This window comes from Falsiroseomonas sp., assembly GCF_051860665.1.
Classification (GTDB): Bacteria; Pseudomonadota; Alphaproteobacteria; order Acetobacterales; family Acetobacteraceae; genus Falsiroseomonas.
Genome location: NZ_JBHYDM010000053.1, coordinates 1 through 15029, shown reverse-complemented (window position 1 = coordinate 15029; position 15029 = coordinate 1). Strand labels below are relative to the sequence as shown.

Here is a 15029-nt window from a genome sequence, read left to right as displayed (position 1 = left end):
GGCGGGTGCGGCGCGGCGTGGCGGCCTGGGGCGCGGCCGCGCCCTCGGTCACCTGCGGCGTGGTGGACTGGGCCTGGGCCGGGGCGGGCGCGCCGAGCCAGAGGGGCGCGCCCAGCAGGGCGGCGGCGAAAAGCAGGCGAAGCGTCTGGCGCATGAGATGGTCCTTCCGGGGTGCAGCGTTTCGCGGGCAACCGGGGGGAATCGCCATCGAAGAAGGCCATCCTGCGCGCCGCCGCCTGACGGCCGCATGGGGCGGCGCTGAATTCGCGGTAAGCCTCAGACCACCTTCGCCGGATCCGTATTCGACCCGCAGAGAATCACAGCCACCTTGGCGCCCGGCGGCGGCTGGAAGGCGCCGCTGACCAGCGCCGCCAGGGCGGCCGCGCCGCCGGGCTCGGCCACCAGGCGCAGGGCGGAAAACAGGCGGCGCTGCGCCTCCGCGATCGCCGCATCCGGCACCAGCACCGCCTGCGCCACATGGTCCCGCGCCACCGCGAAGGACAGCGCGCCGATCTGCCTGGCTCCCAGGCTGTCGGCCGCCAGGCCGCCGACCGGGGCGGGCAGCGGTTGGCCGGCGGCCAGCGCATGGTGCAGGGCCGGGCAGCCCTCGGGCTCCACGCTGATGACCTGCGTTCCCCTGCCGGCATACCAGGCGGCGATGCCGCCGATCAGCCCGCCGCCGCCGGTGGCCACCAGCACATGCGTCGCCTCCGGCGCATCCTGCCACAGCTCCAGCCCGACGGTGCCCTGCCCGGCCAGGATCTCGGGCTGGTCATAGGCATGCACCAGCAGCGCGCCGGTCTTCTGCGCATGCGCCTCGCTGGCGATGCGCGCCTCGTCATAGGCGGCGCCGACACGATGCAGCGTGGCGCCATAGCTTTCGATGCGGGACGTCTTGGCGGCCGGCGTCGCCACCGGACAGAAGACCTCCGCCCGATGGCCCAGCGCGCGGGCGGCATAGGCCACCGCCGCGCCGTGATTGCCGCCGGAGGCGGTGACCACCCCCGCTTCCGGCACCGGCACCGACAGCATCCGGTTGAAGGCGCCGCGCGGCTTGAAGGACCCGCTGGCCTGCAGCAGTTCCAGCTTCAGGATCAGCGGGATCTCGAGGCCGAGATCGCCCCCCTCCAGGCGCAGCACCGGGGTGCGGCGGATGAAGCGGGCGATGCGGCCGGCGGCGGCCTCGATCTCGGCGGGGCGGGGTTCGGTCATGGGGCCGGAAGCTGGCAGCGGGGGCTGCCGGTGGCAACCGCTCGCGCTTTCGGGAGTCCCCTTTAACGCTCGCCACCTTTCTGCCATGGTCTGGCGACCAGACGAGGTTAACTGCCTGTCATGTCGCTGCATGGGTCCTGCGTGGCCCTGGATGAGCAAGGGGTTCTGATCCTGGGTCCTTCGGGCAGCGGGAAGTCTGATCTCGTCCTGCGCCTGCTCGGCCGGGGCTGGGATCTGGTGGCGGATGACCAGGTGGAGCTGGCGGTGGAGGGGGATGCGCTGCGGGCCAGCGCGCCGGCCCCGCTGCGCGGCCTGCTGGAAATTCGTGGCCTGGGCCTGATGCAGGACCTGCCGACGGTCCAGGACATCCCGCTGCGGCTGGTGGCGCAGCTGCTGCCGGAGGGGGCGGCCCTGGCGCGGCTGCCGGAACCGTCCAGCTACCAGGCGCTCGGCCTCACCCTGCCCATGGTGGCGCTGCATGGGCTGCAGGCCTCGGCGCCGGACCTGCTGGGCTTCGCCCTGGCCGCCGCCTGCGGCCGCGCCCGCATGGCCGCCGGCGCCTTCGAACCCCGCGGCCGCGCCGCATGACCCCGCGACCCGTCCTCCTGGTCACCGGCCTGTCCGGCGCCGGCAAGGCCAGCATCCTGCGCACGCTGGAGGATCTGGGCTTCGAGACGGTGGACAATCCGCCGCTGCAGATCCTGGACGAGCTGGTGGGCGATGGCGATGGCCCGCTGGCGATCGGCGTCGATACCCGCTCCCGCGGCTTCGATGCCTCCGCCCTGCTGGGGCAGCTGGCCCGGCTGCGGGCGGATCCGCGGATCGCCGCCAACCTGGTCTTCGCCACGGCGGAGGAGGGGGTGCTGCTGCGCCGCTTCTCCGAAACCCGCCGCCGCCACCCCCTGGCCCCCGGCGGCGCCCTGGGCAGCCGCGTGACGGAAGGCATCGCGCGGGAGGCCGCGCTGCTGGCGCCGCTGCGCGATGCGGCGGATTGGGTGGTCGATACCTCCGAATTGCCGCTGCCGGAGCTGCGCCGGCTGATCGAGCGCCGCTTCCGGCCGGAAAATGCCGCGGGGCTGGCCATCGGCATCGTCTCCTTCGGCTTTCCGAAAGGACTTCCGCGCGAAGCTGACCTGGTCTGGGACGTGCGCTTCCTGCGCAACCCGCATTACGACCCGGCGCTGCGCCCGATGACGGGGCGCGATGCGCCGATCGCCGAGTTTGTCGAGTCCGATGCCGCCTTCACCCCATTCTGGGACCGCATGACGGGGATGATGGAGCTGCTGTTGCCGCGCTACGCCGCGGAGGGGAAGAAGTACCTGACAGTCGCGATCGGCTGCACCGGAGGGCGGCACCGCTCCGTCCTTGTGGCGGAGCGTCTGGCATCCCATCTGGCGTCTCTTGGCTGGCGGGTGGACCTGATCCACCGGGACCTGGCCACCCCCCCTTCTGCAACCAGGGGGGCATCGACTGCGGGGCGGGAGGCCCTGGCGCACATATCATGATCGGTCTCGTGCTCGTCACCCACGGCCGCCTCGCCGAGGAGCTTCGCCTCGCCATGGAACACGTGGTGGGGCCGCAGGGCGCCGTCGCGACGGTCTGCATCTATCCCGAGGACAAGCTGGAAGCGCGGCGGGAGGATATCCGCCACTGCATCGCCCGCGTCGACCAGGGGGATGGCGTGGTGGTGCTGACGGACATCCTGGGCGGAACCCCCTCGAACCTCGCCTTCCAGCTGTGTGACCACCGCACGGTGGAGGTGATCGCGGGCGTGAACCTGCCGCTTCTGGTGAAGCTGGCAAAGATTCGCGGCACGGAGCCCTTGCCGGAGGCGGTCGCGCATGCGACCGCGGCGGGGCGGAAATACATCGCAAGCGCCGCGGATATGTCCGACGGCGCCAGGTCCCCGCCGGTGAATGGCCACGCCACGCCGGAGGGAGGCCCGAAGAGGGACGATCCATGAACGAATGGCCCGACGAAGCCGGTGAGTCCAAGGCAGGCGCCCAGCCCCCCGGCATGACGGCGGAGGCCGGCCCCTGCGGCTGCGACCCCTCTGGCGGCCTGGCCATGCGCAAGACCGTGAAGATCATCAACAGCCGCGGGCTGCATGCCCGGGCCGCGGCGAAGCTGGTGACGGTGGCGGAACGCTTCTCCGCCTGCGTCAATGTCTCCCGCCACGGGCAATCGGTGCCGGCCTGCTCCATCATGGGGCTGATGATGCTGGGCGCCGGCCAGGGCAGCGAGGTGGTGGTGGAGGCCGAGGGCTGGGACGCGAAGGAGGCGATGGACGCCATCGTCGGTCTGCTGGAAGCTGGCTTTCATGAGGAATAGCCCCCAGGACGTCAGATGAAGGCGGAAAAGCCCGAGACGAAGCGCGCGCCGCGGCGCACCAAGGAAATCGTCATCCGCGGCATCCCGGTGTCCCAGGGCATCGCCATCGGCGCGGTCTTCGACACCACGGAACCCCCGGCGGAGGCCCCCCGCCGCAGCATCGCCGAAGCGGCGGTGGAATCCGAGAAGCAGCGCCTGGCCGCCGCCGTCGGCGCCTCCCGCAAGCAGGTCGCCAAGCTGAAGATGCGCCTCGGCGTGCTGCCGGAGGAGGCGCAGGAAGAACTCGAACCCCTGCTCGATGCCTATGCCATGATGCTGGGCGACAGCCGTCTGATCCGCGGCGCCCGCAAGCGCATCGAATCCGGCCTGCTGGCGGCCGAGACCGCGGTGGCGGATGAGGCCGATGCGATCGCGGAGGTCATCCTCTCCGCCAAGGACGACGACAAGGCGGGGCTGAAGCGCCGCGCCGGGGAAGTCCGCGAAATCGCCCGCCGCCTGACCCGCAACCTCACCCAGAACCCCTTCCGCAGTTTCAAGGACGTGCCCGAGGGCGCCATCCTGGTGGCGGAGGAGGTCACGCCGGCCGATGCCGCGCTGCTCGACCCGGCGCGGATCGCCGGCGTGGCGACGGAGGAGGGCGGCGCCGATGGGCATACCGCCATCATGCTGCGCGCGCTGGGCATTCCCGCCGTGCTCGGCGCCCATGGGCTGACGGAGGCCGCGCGACGCGGCGACCAGATGGTGCTGGACGGCGCGGCCGGCACCATCGCCCTGCACCCCACCCCCGCCACCCTGGTCTGGGCCAAGGACCAGGTCGCGGGCTACGCCAAGGAACGCACGCGGCTGGCGAAGCTGCGCCGCCTGCCGGCGGTGACGACGGATGGCGAGGCGGTCGAGCTGCTGGCCAATATGGAGATCCCGGCCGAGCTGCCGCTGATCGCCCAGGCCGGCGCCCAGGGCATCGGCCTGCTGCGCACCGAATTCCTGTTCATGAACCGCGAGGACCTGCCGGACGAGGAGGCGCAGCTTGCGGCCTATGCGCCCATCGTGGCCGCCATGGCGGGCGATCCCATCACCATCCGCGTGCTGGACTGGGGCGGCGAGAAGGACATGGAGGCGCTGGCCGCCGGGATCGAGCCGCATAGCAGCCCGAACCCGGCGCTCGGCCTGCGCGGCATCCGCATGCTGCTGAAGCGGCCGGAACTGCTGGAGGCGCAGTTCGCCGCGATCCTGCGCGTTGCCGGCGGGGCGCCGGATGGCGTGGTGCGCGTGCTGCTGCCGATGGTGACCATCCCCTCCGAGGTGAAGCAGGCGCGGGAGATCTATGAACGCGTCGCCCGCCGCCTGCGCCGGCGCGGCGAGAAGCTGCCCGAGAAGCTGCCCGAGCTGGGCGCGATGATCGAGACGCCGGGCGCCGCGCTCGCGGCGGATGCCATCGCGCTGGAGGCCGATTTCTTCGCCATCGGCACCAACGACCTCGCCATGTACACGCTGGCCGTCGATCGCGGCGATGCGGAGGTCAGCCACCTGTATGACCCGCTGCACCCGGCCGTGCTGCGGCTGATGCAATTCGCCACGGAGGCCGCGCTGCGGCTGCGCATGCCGGTCTCCGTCTGCGGCGAGATGGGCGGCAATCCGCGGCTGGTGCCGCTGCTGCTGGGGCTTGGCATCCGCTGCCTGTCGATGAATGCCAGCGCCATCCCCCGCGTGAAGCAGGCGGTGCGCGCCCTGGATATCGGCGATTGCGCGCGCTTCGCCCGGCGGGTGATGGAGCAGTCGGATCCGGCCCGGATCAGGGAGTTGGTGGACGGCTTTGCCACCGGCGTGACGGAACGCGGCTGATCGCGCGGGCGTGATGGCCTGCCGCTTTGTCGCCACCTTGGTGCCACCCATGTGCCCCGGCAGGCCGGCGCAATGGGCGGGCATCACGGAGGGGTCCGCCGCATGCGCCATATCCGCCGCGCCGCCGTCACCGGCCTGATGGCCGTCTGGCTCGCGCCGCTTTCCGCCTTCTCCGAAGGCCAGGCCGCCGGCGCCGCGCTCGCCCAGTCCGCGCGGCTGGAAGCACCGATGACCGACCGCGAGGGCGCCGCCCTGCCGGAAGCCGCCCAGGCCGCGGCGCTGCGCGAGGCACGCCGCCGCCTGCTGTCCAAGTGATCCCTCAGCCGCAGCCTCAGCCGCGCCGGAAGGCCACCAGCAGGTTGTTCGCCGGCATTTCGGTGACGGCGGGCGGGCCGAAACCCGCCGCCGCGGCGGCCGCCGCCACCTCCTCCAGCCGCCGCAGGCCCCAGGCGGGGTCGCGGGCGCGCAGGCTGGCGTCGAAATCCAGGTTGCTCGGCGCCGTCGCCACCCCGTCCCGCAGATAGGGGCCGTAGAGCACCAGCGGCCCGCCCGGCGGCAGGATGCGCGCGGCGCCGCGCAGCAGGCCGGGCGTCGCGGCCCAGGGCGCGATATGGATCATGTTGATGCAGAGCACCGCATCGGCCGCCGCCAGCGGCCAGTCCGGCGCCATGGCATCCAGCGCCAGGGCGGGGCGGATGTTCGGGGCCCCGGCGCACCAGGCATCGATGCTGGCGCGGTTGGCCGGGTCCGGGTCGCTCGGCTGGAAGTGCAGGCCGGGCAAGGCCGCGGCAAAATGCGCCGCATGCTCGCCACTGCCGCTCGCCACTTCCAGCACCAGGCCGGCCGCCGGCAGCAGGGGGCGCAGCGCGGCCAGGATCGGGTCCCGGTTGCGGGCGGCGGCGGGGGCGATGCGGCGCGCATCGCCGGGGGGCATGTCCGACATGCCGGCCGTTTCGGCCGCGCTGGCGCAGACGTCAACCGGCCGGCGCCGCAAACGGTTGCAAAGCCGCTTGAAGCCGCGCCGGCCACGGTTGCATCCTCTCCCGCGAAGCGGGCCGCCAAGGTCCGCGAGGAGGGGAAAGAGACATGGTCCGAACCCGTATCGCCGCGGCAGGAATGCTGGCGGCGCTCTGCCTGGCACCCGCCGTCCAGGCCCAGCAACCCGCCGCCCCACCGGCCTGGGCCGTTGGCCGCGAAGGCAGCGGCATGGCCGCCACCCTGGCCCCCCACGCGCCGCGCCTGACGGTGACGCCGCGCGAGCAATTGCCGCTCTCGTCCATCCGTCTGCCGGCCGGCTTCACGGCGGAGGTCTATGCCCATGGCATCCCCGGCGCGCGGATGATGGCGGAAGGCCCCAACGGCACCATCTTCGCCGGCAGCCGCACCATCGGCCGGGTCTATGCCATCACCCGCAATGCGGATGGCACCACCTCCACCCGCACGCTGCTGCAGGGGCTGAACCAGCCCAACGGCATCGCGGTGCTGGACGGCAATCTTTATGTCGTCGCCATCAACCGTGTGCTGCGCTTCGACAATATCGAGCAGAACCTCGACAATCCCGGCAGCGGCACCGACCTGACTTCCGCCTTCGCCCTGCCGACGGAGGAGCATCACGGCTGGAAATTCGTGGCCCCCGGCCCGGATGGCCGCCTCTATATGAATGTCGGCGTGCCCTGCAATGTCTGCGACTTCGACCGCGACCGCTTCGCGCTGCTGGTCTCCTTCCGCCCCGATGGCAGCGACCGGCGGATCGAGGCGCGCGGCGTGCGCAACAGCGTCGGCATGGCGTTGCATCCGCAGACCCGCGAGCTCTGGGCCACCAACAACGGTCGCGACTGGGCCGGCAACGACATCCCGAACGACACGCTGCACCGCGTCCGCCGCAGCGGCGAGGATCACGGCTTCCCCTTCTGCGTCGGCGACTGGGCCGACCCCGGCGCGCCGGCGCAGCGCAATTGCAGCGAATTCGTCCAGCCCGCCGCCCTGCTCGGCCCGCATGTCGCAGCACTCGGCATGCGCTTCTACACCGGCACCATGTTCCCGGAGGCCTATCGCAACCAGATCTTCATCGCCCGCCGCGGGTCGTGGAATCGGGAAAGGCTGAACGGCTTCGACGTGGTGGTGGCGAAGCTGGATGCGCAGGGCAATGTCACGGGCATCGAGCCCTTCCTCGAGGGTCTGCGGGATGACGCGAACCAGCGCTTCCTCGGTCGGCCGGTGGATGTGCATGTGATGCGCGACGGCTCGCTGCTGGTGGCGGAGGAACAGTTCGGCGCGATCTACCGGATCACCTACCGCCAGTGATTTTTTCTCGAATCGCCCTGCTGGCGGCCGCACTGGCCGCCGGCGCAATCAGCCCCGCCGCCGCGCAGGACGCGGCGCGCGGGGCGGCGCTGGCCGCCGAACGCCAATGCGCCAGCTGCCACGGGACGGCCGGCGTCAGCGAGCTGGAAAGAATCCCCTCGCTGGCGGGGCAGCCGGCGGAATTCGTCACGCTGCAGATGATCCTGTTCCGGGAGGGGCTGCGCCAGGCGGAGCCGATGAACCAGCTCTCCCAGGGGCTGACGGACCAGCAGGTGGAGGACCTGGCCGCGCATTTCGCCGCGCTGGCCCCGGCGGCGCCTCCGGACCTGGCGCCGCGCGATGCGGCCCTGGCGGAGCGCGGCCGGCAGCTTTCCGCCGGCATGAATTGCGGCGTCTGCCACCTGCCGGACTATCGCGGCCGCAACCAGATCCCGCGCATCGCCGGCCAGCGGGAGGATTTTCTCCGCCACACCCTGGCACAGTACCGCGACAGCCAGCGGCGCGGCACGGATACCAATATGAATGCCGTGATGTACGGCGTGCCGGACGACGCCATCGCGGCGCTGGCCCATTACCTGGCGCACCAGCCGGCGCGGGCGGAGTAGCGTCCCGCGCCGCGCCGGGGCATGAGGGTGCATGGATGACCTGATCTTCCGCCTGGGCGTCGCGCTGGCCATCGGCCTGCTGGTCGGTCTGGAACGTGGCTGGCGGGAGCGGGAGGAAGCGGATGGCCGGCGCACCGCCGGCATCCGCACCCATGGCATCGCCGCCCTGCTCGGCGCCGTGCTCGCCGCGCTGGCCACCAGCCTGCAGGCGCCGCTGGTGCTGGCGCTGGGCTTCCTCGGCTTCGCCCTGGTCTTCGGCTGGTTCCAGGCGCGGGAGGCGGTGGCGGAGAACAGCCTGAGCGCCACCAGCGCCATCGTCGGCCTCTGCACCTTCGCCCTCGGCGCCCTGGCGGTGGCGGGGGACCCTCGCGCGGCGGCGGCGGGCGGCGCCGCGCTGGCCGCGGTGCTGGCGAGCCGGGAGATGCTGCACCGGGCGCTGCGGCGCCTGTCCTGGGTGGAATTGCGCTCCGCCCTGATGCTGGCGGTGATGACCACCATCATCCTGCCGCTGCTGCCGGACCGCACCATCGACCCCTGGGGCGGGCTCAATCCGCGCGAGATCTGGTTCTTCACGGTCCTGACCGCGACCATCTCCTATCTGGGCTATATCGCCGCCCGCATCCTGGGGCCGCGCCGGGGCGTGCTGGCGGGTGGGCTGCTGGGGGCGGTGGTCTCCTCCACCGCCGTGACGCTGGCCTTCGCCCGCAGCGCGGCGGCGGGGGCGGAAAGCCGGGCGCTGGCGGGGGCGGCCTCGCTGGCCGCCATGGTCTCCGTGCTGCGGGTGACGGGCCTGGTGCTGATCCTGCAGCCCTCGGTGCTGCCCAGCGTGGCACCCGCGGCGCTGGCCGCCGCCCTGGTCCTGGCCCTGTGCGGCGGACTGCTGGTCTGGCGTGGTGGCGAGGCGGCGGCGCCCGGCCCGGACCGCAACCCCTTCGACCTGGGGCCGCTGCTGGTCTTCGCCGCCGGCTTCGCCCTGGTCTCCACCGCCAGCGCCGCGTTGGTCGGCAGCTTCGGCACGGCCAGCCTGCTGGGCAGTTCCGCCCTGTCCGGCGCCTTCGACGTGGATGTCGCGGTGCTCAGCGCGCTGCGGCTGGAGGATGTGCCACGCCCGGCCATCGGCCAGGCGGTTCTGGCGGCGCTGGCGGCGAATGCGCTGGTGCGGCTGCTGCTGGCCGCCGCCGCCGGGCCGCGCGCCTTCGCCTGGCCGCTGGCCGGCGCCACGCTGGCGGCGCTTGTGGTGGGCGGCGCGGTGGCCTTCGCCCTGCCGGGCTGAACCCGTTCAGCGCGCCGTGATGCGACCCTCCAGCCGCGCCGGAACATCGCCCAGCGCCGCCAGATGCGCGGCGAAGGCATCCTCCAGCGGCGGGCCGGCGTCGTAGGACTCCAACGCCGCGTCGCGCAGCATGGTGTAGCCATCGCCGCCGCGGCGCAGGAAGTCGTTGGTCGCCACCAGGTAGTCGGCCTCCGGGTCGATCGGGCCGGGGCGGCGGGCGGTGGTGATGCGCGCCTCCGCGATGCGCTGGCCCGCCGGCGCCAGCGGGTTCCAGGTGAAGGCGAGGCCCGCCACCTGCGGGAACCGCCCGCTGCCAGGGTTGGAAACGCCATTCTCCAGCGCCGCCAGCAGCACCGCGCCGCGCAGCCGCGCCGTGGCCAGGGTATTGGAGAAGGGCAGCGTGGTCAGCACGTCCCCCAGCGTGATGGGGCCGGAGGGCAGGCCGGTGCGGATGCCGCCGGCATTGGTCAGCGCCAGGTCCGCCTGCGGCGCGGCGCGCAGCAGCGCATCGGCCAGCAGATTGCCGATGGCGCATTCGCCGATCCGGCAGGTGGTATTCTCCAGCCCGCCGGCGGAGGCGGCGACGGGGCGTGCCCGCAGCGCGCCGAGCGGGGCGGCGAAATCCGCCACCAGCCGGGCCGTGGCCGGATCCTCCGGCATCACCTCCGTGATCTCCTCGGCGCCGCCGGCATGCGCCGCCACCCGGCCATCCGCTGCCAGGTCGAGGTCCAGCCTGCCGCGCCAGCGGCCCAGCGCGCCGGCCTGGACGATCCGCACCGGCCGGTCCGCGCCGTCCATCAGCAGGGGCGGCGTGACCAGCGTATGGGAATGGCCGCCGACGATCACGTCGATACCCGGCACCGCCGCCGCCAGCGCCTGGTCCGCCGCCAGGCCGCGATGCGACAGCACGACGATGGTGGCCGGCCCCTCCGCGCGGATCGCCGCGATGGCGCGCGCCGCCGCCTCCTCCGCCGCCGTGAAGCGAAGGTTGGGACCGGGCGAGGAGATCTGCGGAATGGTCTCCAGCGTCAGCCCGACCACGCCGATGCGCGCGCCGCCGACCCGGAAGACATGATAGGGCGCGACCAGCCAGGCCAGCTCCGGCTCCGCCGCCGCATCGAGATTGGCCGCCAGCAGCGGCACGCCCAGCGCCCGCAGATAGGCGCCGAGCACCGCCGGCCCGCCGTTGAAGTCGTGGTTGCCGGGCGCCATGGCCTGCACGCCCCATTGCCGCTGCACCGCGGCCTCCGCCATGCCCCGGTGCAGCGTGTAGAACAGGCTGCCCAGAAACTGGTCCCCCGCATCCAGCGCCAGCACGGCGCGGCCTTCCGCCACCGCCGCGGCGCGCGCCGCATGGAAACTGGCCACCAGCCGCGCCGCGCCACCGGCGCAGGGCGCGCCGATACGGCAGGCGGCGCCGGAGGCCTGCGCGCCCTCATGCCGGCTGTGGAAATCGTTCAGGTGCAGCAGCGTCACCCGCGCCGCCGCCTGCGCCCTGGGGGCGCGCAGCGCCGGCGCGGCGAGGGCCAGCGGCAGGCTGGCGAAAAGCCGACGGCCCAGGATGGGGTGCTGCATCATGGCGGCATGCTCCGGTTCGCGCCCCGGATAGCGGATCGGCCACGCGGCGTCATGCGCGTCGTGATGGCGGCTGCAACAGGCCCGCGCACGCCGATCTGACCGCAACGACCACACTTCCCGCGCGCCGCCGGGTTGCGGCCTTCTGCGCGGAGGTTGATACCGCCTTCTTGTCGCCACGCCGCCAGCCGAGACTCGCCCGCGGAATGCAGGTCTATCTGCCGATTGCCGAAATGTCGGTCGATGCCCTGCTGCTGCTGGGCATCGGCTTTGGCGTGGGCTGGTTGTCCGGACTCTTCGGCGTCGGCGGCGGCTTCCTGCTGACGCCGCTGCTGATCCTGATCGGCATTCCCTCCCCGGTCGCGGTCGGCTCCGGCGCCAACCAGACGCTCGGCGCCTCCGTCTCCGGCCTCATCGCGCAATGGCGGCGAGGCAATGTCGATGTGCGGATGGGCACGGTGCTGATCATCGGCGGCTTCTTCGGCTCATTGGCCGGCGTGCAGCTGTTTGCCTGGCTGCGCCGGGCGGGCCAGGTCGATCTCGCGGTCGCCATCTTCTACGTGGTCGTGCTGGGCAGCGTCGGCGGGCTGATGGTGCGGGAAAGCCTGACGGCGATCCTGCGCCGCAAGCGGTCGCGTCCCGCGCGGCTGCATGAACACCTCTGGATGCACGGCCTGCCCTTCAAGATGCGGTTCCGCAAGTCGCGGCTCTACATCTCCGTCATCCCGCCGCTCGGCATCGGCTTCGCCATCGGCGTGCTCTCCGCCGTCATGGGCGTGGGCGGCGGCTTCATGCTGGTGCCGGCGATGATCTACCTGCTCGGCATGCCGACGGCCGTGGTGATCGGCACCTCGCTGTTCCAGGTGGTCTTCGTCACCGCCAATGTCACCTTCCTGCAGGCCATCCAGGTCGGCAGCGTCGATATCGTGCTGACCCTGCTGCTGCTGGCCGGCGGCGTGGCCGGCGCGCAATTCGGCGCCGCCATGGGCACCAAGCTGCGCGGGGAGGAGATGCGCGCGCTGCTCGGCGCGCTGGTGCTGGCGGTGGCCATCTCGCTGCTCTGGGACCTGTTGCGGGTGCCGGAGGCGCTCTTCGTCATCGGCCCGGTGCCATGAGCCGGCTGCGCGTCGCGCTCTGGCTCTGCGCGCTGCTGCTCGCCCTGCCCGCCCAGGCGCAGCAGGCCGCGGTGGTGCCGCCCTCCCTGGCCGCCGAACTCTCGGTGCGCCGGGTCGAGGTCACCACCGCCTTCTCCGGCGCCGAGATCCTGGTCTTCGGCGCCACGGAACGCCTGATCGGGCCCGAGGGGGACGAGGTGCTGGTGCTGGTCACCGGGCCCGAGACCTCCATGATGGTGCGCCAGAAGGTCAGCGTCATGGGCTTCTGGATCAACGGCCCCTCCGCCCGCTTCAATCGGGTGCCCAGCTACTGGGCCCTGGCCTCCACCCGCCCGCTGACCGCGATGCTGGACCGGGTGGAGCGCGCCGACCTGCGGCTCGCGCTGGACCAGTTGCCGCTGGTGCAGCTGGGCGCCCAGGGCCCCACCTTCCGCAATGCACTCGCCAATCTGCAGCAGGAGGCCGGGCTCTGGGTGGACCGGGACCGGCCGATCGAGGTCTCGGGCGGGCGCCTGTTCCACGCCCGGCTGCCGCTGCCGGCGACCGTGGTGCATGGGCTGTACCAGGTGCAGGTGATGCTGGTGCGCGACCGCCGCGTGGTGGCGCGGCAGGAACTGCGGCTGGAGGTGGAGCGCATCGGCACCTCCGCCTTCATCGCCGACGTCGCGCGGGAACAGCCGGTGCTGTATGCCATTGCCTGCATTATCATGGCGGGCCTGGCCGGCTGGATCGGCAGCGTCGTCTTCCGGCGCGGCTGAGGAGCCACCCGGCGCGGCGACTTCTGGGGTATCGAGCATGGGCGAAACGGCGGAAGCGGCGCAGGCGCGGCGGGACCGGGTCTTCCTGGTGGTGGTGGATGACAGCCCAGAACGCACGCTGGCGCTGCGCTACGCGGCGCTGCGCGTGCGCAAATCCGGCGGCCGCGTGGCCCTGCTGCGGGTGATCGAGCCCGCCGGCCAGGTGGAATGGGCCGGCGTCGGCGCCATGCTGGCCGAGGAACGGCGGGAGGAGGCGGAACGCCTGCTGTCCGGCCTGGCGGCGGAGGTGAACGAGCTGACCGGCGGCCTGCCGATCCTGCTGATCCGGGAGGGGGATCCGCGTGACGAGCTGCTGGCCCTGCTGGCCGAGGATCCGCGCATCTCCATCCTGGTGCTGGCCAGCTCCACCGGCAGCTCCGGCCCCGGCCCGCTGATCCAGGCGCTGACCGGCCGCTACGCCACCAAGCTGCTGGTGCCGATGACCATCGTGCCGGGCGGGATGAGCGATGCGGAGCTTGAGCGGGTGACCTGAGGCACGCCAGAGGCGTCACTGGTTGCAGCAGGCCCTAAAACGGACCACATAAGTCTGGTATCGCCAGCACCGCGGAACCGAGAAGAATGTTCATCGAGACGGAAGCCACGCCGAATCCCGCCACCCTGAAGTTCCTTCCGGGCCGCGACGTCATGGCCAGCCGCGGCACCGCGGACTTCACCACCGCCGAGGACACCGCCGGCCGCAGCCCGCTCGCCGCGCGCATCTTCGCGGTCGGCGACGTCGCCCGCGTCTTCCTCGGCCAGGACTTCGTCACTGTCACCAAGACCGAGGCCGCCGACTGGCAGATGCTGCGCCCGCGCATCCTCGGCGCCGTGATGGAACACTACCTGGCCGGCCTGCCCGTGATGGAAGGCGAGGACGCCGCCGCGGAGGATGAGGACTTCGCCGCGGAGGACGAGGAAATCGTCAGCCAGATCAAGGAACTGCTCGACACCCGCGTACGCCCGGCAGTCGCCGGCGACGGTGGCGACATCGTCTTCCGCGGCTTCCGCGAAGGCGTCGTCCGCCTGCATATGCAGGGCGCCTGCGCCGGCTGCCCCTCCTCCCGCGCCACGCTGAAGCACGGGGTCGAAACCATGCTGCGCCACTACGTGCCGGAAGTGGTCCGGGTGGAGCAGGTGGAGGCCTGAACCGACCCCGACCCGCCGCACATTCCACCGGCGGATGACGGATATGGCGGCGGGCGATTGGCCCGTCGCGCCAAGCCGGCCTATCTCCGCGGCAACGCCCCAGCGGCGGCAACGGAGATCACGATGACCGACCACGCCCCCCTCGACGCCCAGGCCCTGGACACCCTGTTCCGCGAGGCCCGCACCGCCAACAAGTGGCAGGACCGGCCGGTCGCCGACAGCAAGATCGAGGAGATCTACAACCTCCTCAAATTCGCCCCGACCTCGGCCAATGCCTCGCCGGCCCGCTTCATCTTCATCCGCACGCCGGAAGGCAAGGCGAAGCTGAAGGAAGCCCTGTCCCCCGGCAACCTCGAGAAGACGATGACCGCCCCCGTCATCGCCATCGTGGCGCACGACACCGCCTTCTACGACAAGCTGCCCTTCCTCTTCCCCCACGCCGACGCGCGGTCCTGGTTCGCCGGCAACCCCGCCCTGGCCGAGACGACCGCCTTCCGCAACGGCACGCTGCAAGGCGCCTACCTGATCCTGGCCGCCCGCGCCGCCGGCCTCGACGCCGGACCGATGAGCGGCTTCGACAACGCCAAGGTCGACGAACTCTTCCTCTCCGGCACCACCTGGAAATCCAACTTCCTGGTCAACCTCGGCTACGGCGACGACACCGGCCTCTTCCCCCGCAGCCCGCGCCTGAGCTTCGATGAGGCGGCACGGCTGGAATAGGCGGGGCGCTGGCGGTCCGCAGGGAGGGCCCTGCCCTCCCTGCACCCTCCCGCCAAGGGGCAGTGGCCCCTTGGAACCCTTTGATTCATGAACAGAAATGGAGAGGGGC

Annotated in this window: 17 protein-coding genes; 14 read left to right on the top strand and 3 right to left on the bottom strand. The window is 72.3% G+C overall.

The features are described 5' to 3' along the window. Window positions 1-276 precede the first annotated feature (276 nt). Window positions 277-1212 (bottom strand): serine/threonine dehydratase, encoded by a 936-nt coding sequence (locus tag ACTIF1_RS26225; protein WP_439599421.1) that lies wholly within the window; start codon window positions 1210-1212, stop codon window positions 277-279. 120 nt (window positions 1213-1332) lie between these two features. Here ACTIF1_RS26225 and ACTIF1_RS26220 point away from each other — a divergent pair, with 120 nt between their 5' ends. The 6 genes from ACTIF1_RS26220 (at window position 1333) to ACTIF1_RS26195 (ending at window position 5700) form a co-directional block, all read left to right on the top strand. Next, on the top strand, window positions 1333-1800 hold the full coding sequence (locus tag ACTIF1_RS26220) for an HPr kinase/phosphorylase (protein WP_439599420.1): 468 nt from the start codon (window positions 1333-1335) through the stop codon (window positions 1798-1800). Then, window positions 1797-2717, top strand: a complete 921-nt coding sequence (gene rapZ / locus ACTIF1_RS26215) for an RNase adapter RapZ (RefSeq protein ID WP_439599419.1) — start codon at window positions 1797-1799, stop codon at window positions 2715-2717. Before ACTIF1_RS26220 ends, rapZ begins: the two co-directional genes overlap by 4 nt. Further along, a complete protein-coding gene (locus ACTIF1_RS26210; protein ID WP_439599418.1) occupies window positions 2714-3175 on the top strand; it encodes a PTS sugar transporter subunit IIA in 462 nt (153 codons plus the stop codon). The genes rapZ and ACTIF1_RS26210 overlap by 4 nt, the downstream gene beginning before the upstream one ends. Window positions 3176-3279: 104 nt before the next feature. Further along, on the top strand, window positions 3280-3543 hold the full coding sequence (locus ACTIF1_RS26205; RefSeq protein WP_439599422.1) for an HPr family phosphocarrier protein: 264 nt from the start codon (window positions 3280-3282) through the stop codon (window positions 3541-3543). Between the two features lie 15 nt (window positions 3544-3558). Beyond that, window positions 3559-5385, top strand: a complete 1827-nt coding sequence (gene ptsP / locus ACTIF1_RS26200; RefSeq protein WP_439599417.1) for a phosphoenolpyruvate--protein phosphotransferase — start codon at window positions 3559-3561, stop codon at window positions 5383-5385. Window positions 5386-5487: 102 nt separating this feature from the next. After that, complete coding sequence (locus ACTIF1_RS26195) at window positions 5488-5700, top strand: hypothetical protein (RefSeq protein ID WP_439599416.1); 213 nt, start codon at window positions 5488-5490, stop codon at window positions 5698-5700. A 16-nt stretch (window positions 5701-5716) separates the two neighbouring features. Here ACTIF1_RS26195 and ACTIF1_RS26190 read toward each other — a convergent pair whose 3' ends face one another. After that, window positions 5717-6328, bottom strand: coding sequence for a DUF938 domain-containing protein (locus ACTIF1_RS26190; RefSeq protein WP_439599415.1), 612 nt, complete (start codon window positions 6326-6328; stop codon window positions 5717-5719). A 143-nt stretch (window positions 6329-6471) separates the two neighbouring features. Here ACTIF1_RS26190 and ACTIF1_RS26185 point away from each other — a divergent pair, with 143 nt between their 5' ends. Genes ACTIF1_RS26185 through ACTIF1_RS26175 form a run of 3 tightly spaced genes read left to right on the top strand, consistent with a single transcriptional unit; the run spans window position 6472 to window position 9567 of the window. After that, window positions 6472-7689: a PQQ-dependent sugar dehydrogenase gene (locus ACTIF1_RS26185; RefSeq protein WP_439599414.1), complete on the top strand. Its 1218-nt coding sequence runs from the start codon at window positions 6472-6474 to the stop codon at window positions 7687-7689. Beyond that, a complete protein-coding gene (locus tag ACTIF1_RS26180) occupies window positions 7686-8294 on the top strand; it encodes a c-type cytochrome (RefSeq protein ID WP_439599413.1) in 609 nt (202 codons plus the stop codon). Before ACTIF1_RS26185 ends, ACTIF1_RS26180 begins: the two co-directional genes overlap by 4 nt. 31 nt (window positions 8295-8325) lie before the next feature. Continuing rightward, the gene (locus tag ACTIF1_RS26175; protein ID WP_439599412.1) at window positions 8326-9567 is read left to right on the top strand and encodes an MgtC/SapB family protein; all 1242 of its coding nucleotides are present in this window, start codon (window positions 8326-8328) and stop codon (window positions 9565-9567) included. A gap of 6 nt (window positions 9568-9573) precedes the next feature. Here the strand turns inward: ACTIF1_RS26175 and ACTIF1_RS26170 are convergent, their stop codons facing one another. Next, window positions 9574-11145 carry a bifunctional metallophosphatase/5'-nucleotidase gene (locus ACTIF1_RS26170; RefSeq protein ID WP_439599411.1) on the bottom strand — a complete coding sequence of 524 codons (1572 nt, stop codon included), beginning with the start codon at window positions 11143-11145 and terminating at the stop codon, window positions 9574-9576. Window positions 11146-11375: 230 nt separating this feature from the next. Here ACTIF1_RS26170 and ACTIF1_RS26165 point away from each other — a divergent pair, with 230 nt between their 5' ends. The 5 genes from ACTIF1_RS26165 (at window position 11376) to ACTIF1_RS26145 (ending at window position 14920) form a co-directional block, all read left to right on the top strand. After that, window positions 11376-12257, top strand: a complete 882-nt coding sequence (locus tag ACTIF1_RS26165) for a sulfite exporter TauE/SafE family protein (protein WP_439599410.1) — start codon at window positions 11376-11378, stop codon at window positions 12255-12257. After that, window positions 12254-13015 (top strand): TIGR02186 family protein, encoded by a 762-nt coding sequence (locus ACTIF1_RS26160; protein WP_439599409.1) that lies wholly within the window; start codon window positions 12254-12256, stop codon window positions 13013-13015. Before ACTIF1_RS26165 ends, ACTIF1_RS26160 begins: the two co-directional genes overlap by 4 nt. A 37-nt stretch (window positions 13016-13052) precedes the next feature. Then, the gene (locus ACTIF1_RS26155; protein WP_439599408.1) at window positions 13053-13547 is read left to right on the top strand and encodes a universal stress protein; all 495 of its coding nucleotides are present in this window, start codon (window positions 13053-13055) and stop codon (window positions 13545-13547) included. Between the two features lie 86 nt (window positions 13548-13633). Then, entirely contained in the window at window positions 13634-14200 is a 567-nt protein-coding gene (locus ACTIF1_RS26150; protein ID WP_439599407.1) for a NifU family protein, read from the top strand. A 123-nt stretch (window positions 14201-14323) separates the two neighbouring features. Then, window positions 14324-14920: a malonic semialdehyde reductase gene (locus ACTIF1_RS26145; protein WP_439599406.1), complete on the top strand. Its 597-nt coding sequence runs from the start codon at window positions 14324-14326 to the stop codon at window positions 14918-14920. The last annotated feature ends 109 nt before the right edge of the window (window positions 14921-15029 follow it).

Coding starts and splice junctions, on each gene's coding strand:
- ACTIF1_RS26210 (WP_439599418.1), top strand. CDS start 2,714: ATGATCGGTCTCGTGCTCGTCACCCACGGCCGCCTCGCCGAGGAGCTT.
- ACTIF1_RS26160 (WP_439599409.1), top strand. CDS start 12,254: ATGAGCCGGCTGCGCGTCGCGCTCTGGCTCTGCGCGCTGCTGCTCGCC.
- rapZ (WP_439599419.1), top strand. CDS start 1,797: ATGACCCCGCGACCCGTCCTCCTGGTCACCGGCCTGTCCGGCGCCGGC.
- ACTIF1_RS26165 (WP_439599410.1), top strand. CDS start 11,376: ATGTCGGTCGATGCCCTGCTGCTGCTGGGCATCGGCTTTGGCGTGGGC.
- ACTIF1_RS26190 (WP_439599415.1), bottom strand. CDS start 6,328: ATGTCGGACATGCCCCCCGGCGATGCGCGCCGCATCGCCCCCGCCGCC.
- ACTIF1_RS26170 (WP_439599411.1), bottom strand. CDS start 11,145: ATGATGCAGCACCCCATCCTGGGCCGTCGGCTTTTCGCCAGCCTGCCG.
- ptsP (WP_439599417.1), top strand. CDS start 3,559: ATGAAGGCGGAAAAGCCCGAGACGAAGCGCGCGCCGCGGCGCACCAAG.
- ACTIF1_RS26185 (WP_439599414.1), top strand. CDS start 6,472: ATGGTCCGAACCCGTATCGCCGCGGCAGGAATGCTGGCGGCGCTCTGC.
- ACTIF1_RS26225 (WP_439599421.1), bottom strand. CDS start 1,212: ATGACCGAACCCCGCCCCGCCGAGATCGAGGCCGCCGCCGGCCGCATC.
- ACTIF1_RS26205 (WP_439599422.1), top strand. CDS start 3,280: ATGCGCAAGACCGTGAAGATCATCAACAGCCGCGGGCTGCATGCCCGG.
- ACTIF1_RS26145 (WP_439599406.1), top strand. CDS start 14,324: ATGACCGACCACGCCCCCCTCGACGCCCAGGCCCTGGACACCCTGTTC.
- ACTIF1_RS26195 (WP_439599416.1), top strand. CDS start 5,488: ATGCGCCATATCCGCCGCGCCGCCGTCACCGGCCTGATGGCCGTCTGG.
- ACTIF1_RS26155 (WP_439599408.1), top strand. CDS start 13,053: ATGGGCGAAACGGCGGAAGCGGCGCAGGCGCGGCGGGACCGGGTCTTC.
- ACTIF1_RS26175 (WP_439599412.1), top strand. CDS start 8,326: ATGGATGACCTGATCTTCCGCCTGGGCGTCGCGCTGGCCATCGGCCTG.
- ACTIF1_RS26150 (WP_439599407.1), top strand. CDS start 13,634: ATGTTCATCGAGACGGAAGCCACGCCGAATCCCGCCACCCTGAAGTTC.
- ACTIF1_RS26220 (WP_439599420.1), top strand. CDS start 1,333: ATGTCGCTGCATGGGTCCTGCGTGGCCCTGGATGAGCAAGGGGTTCTG.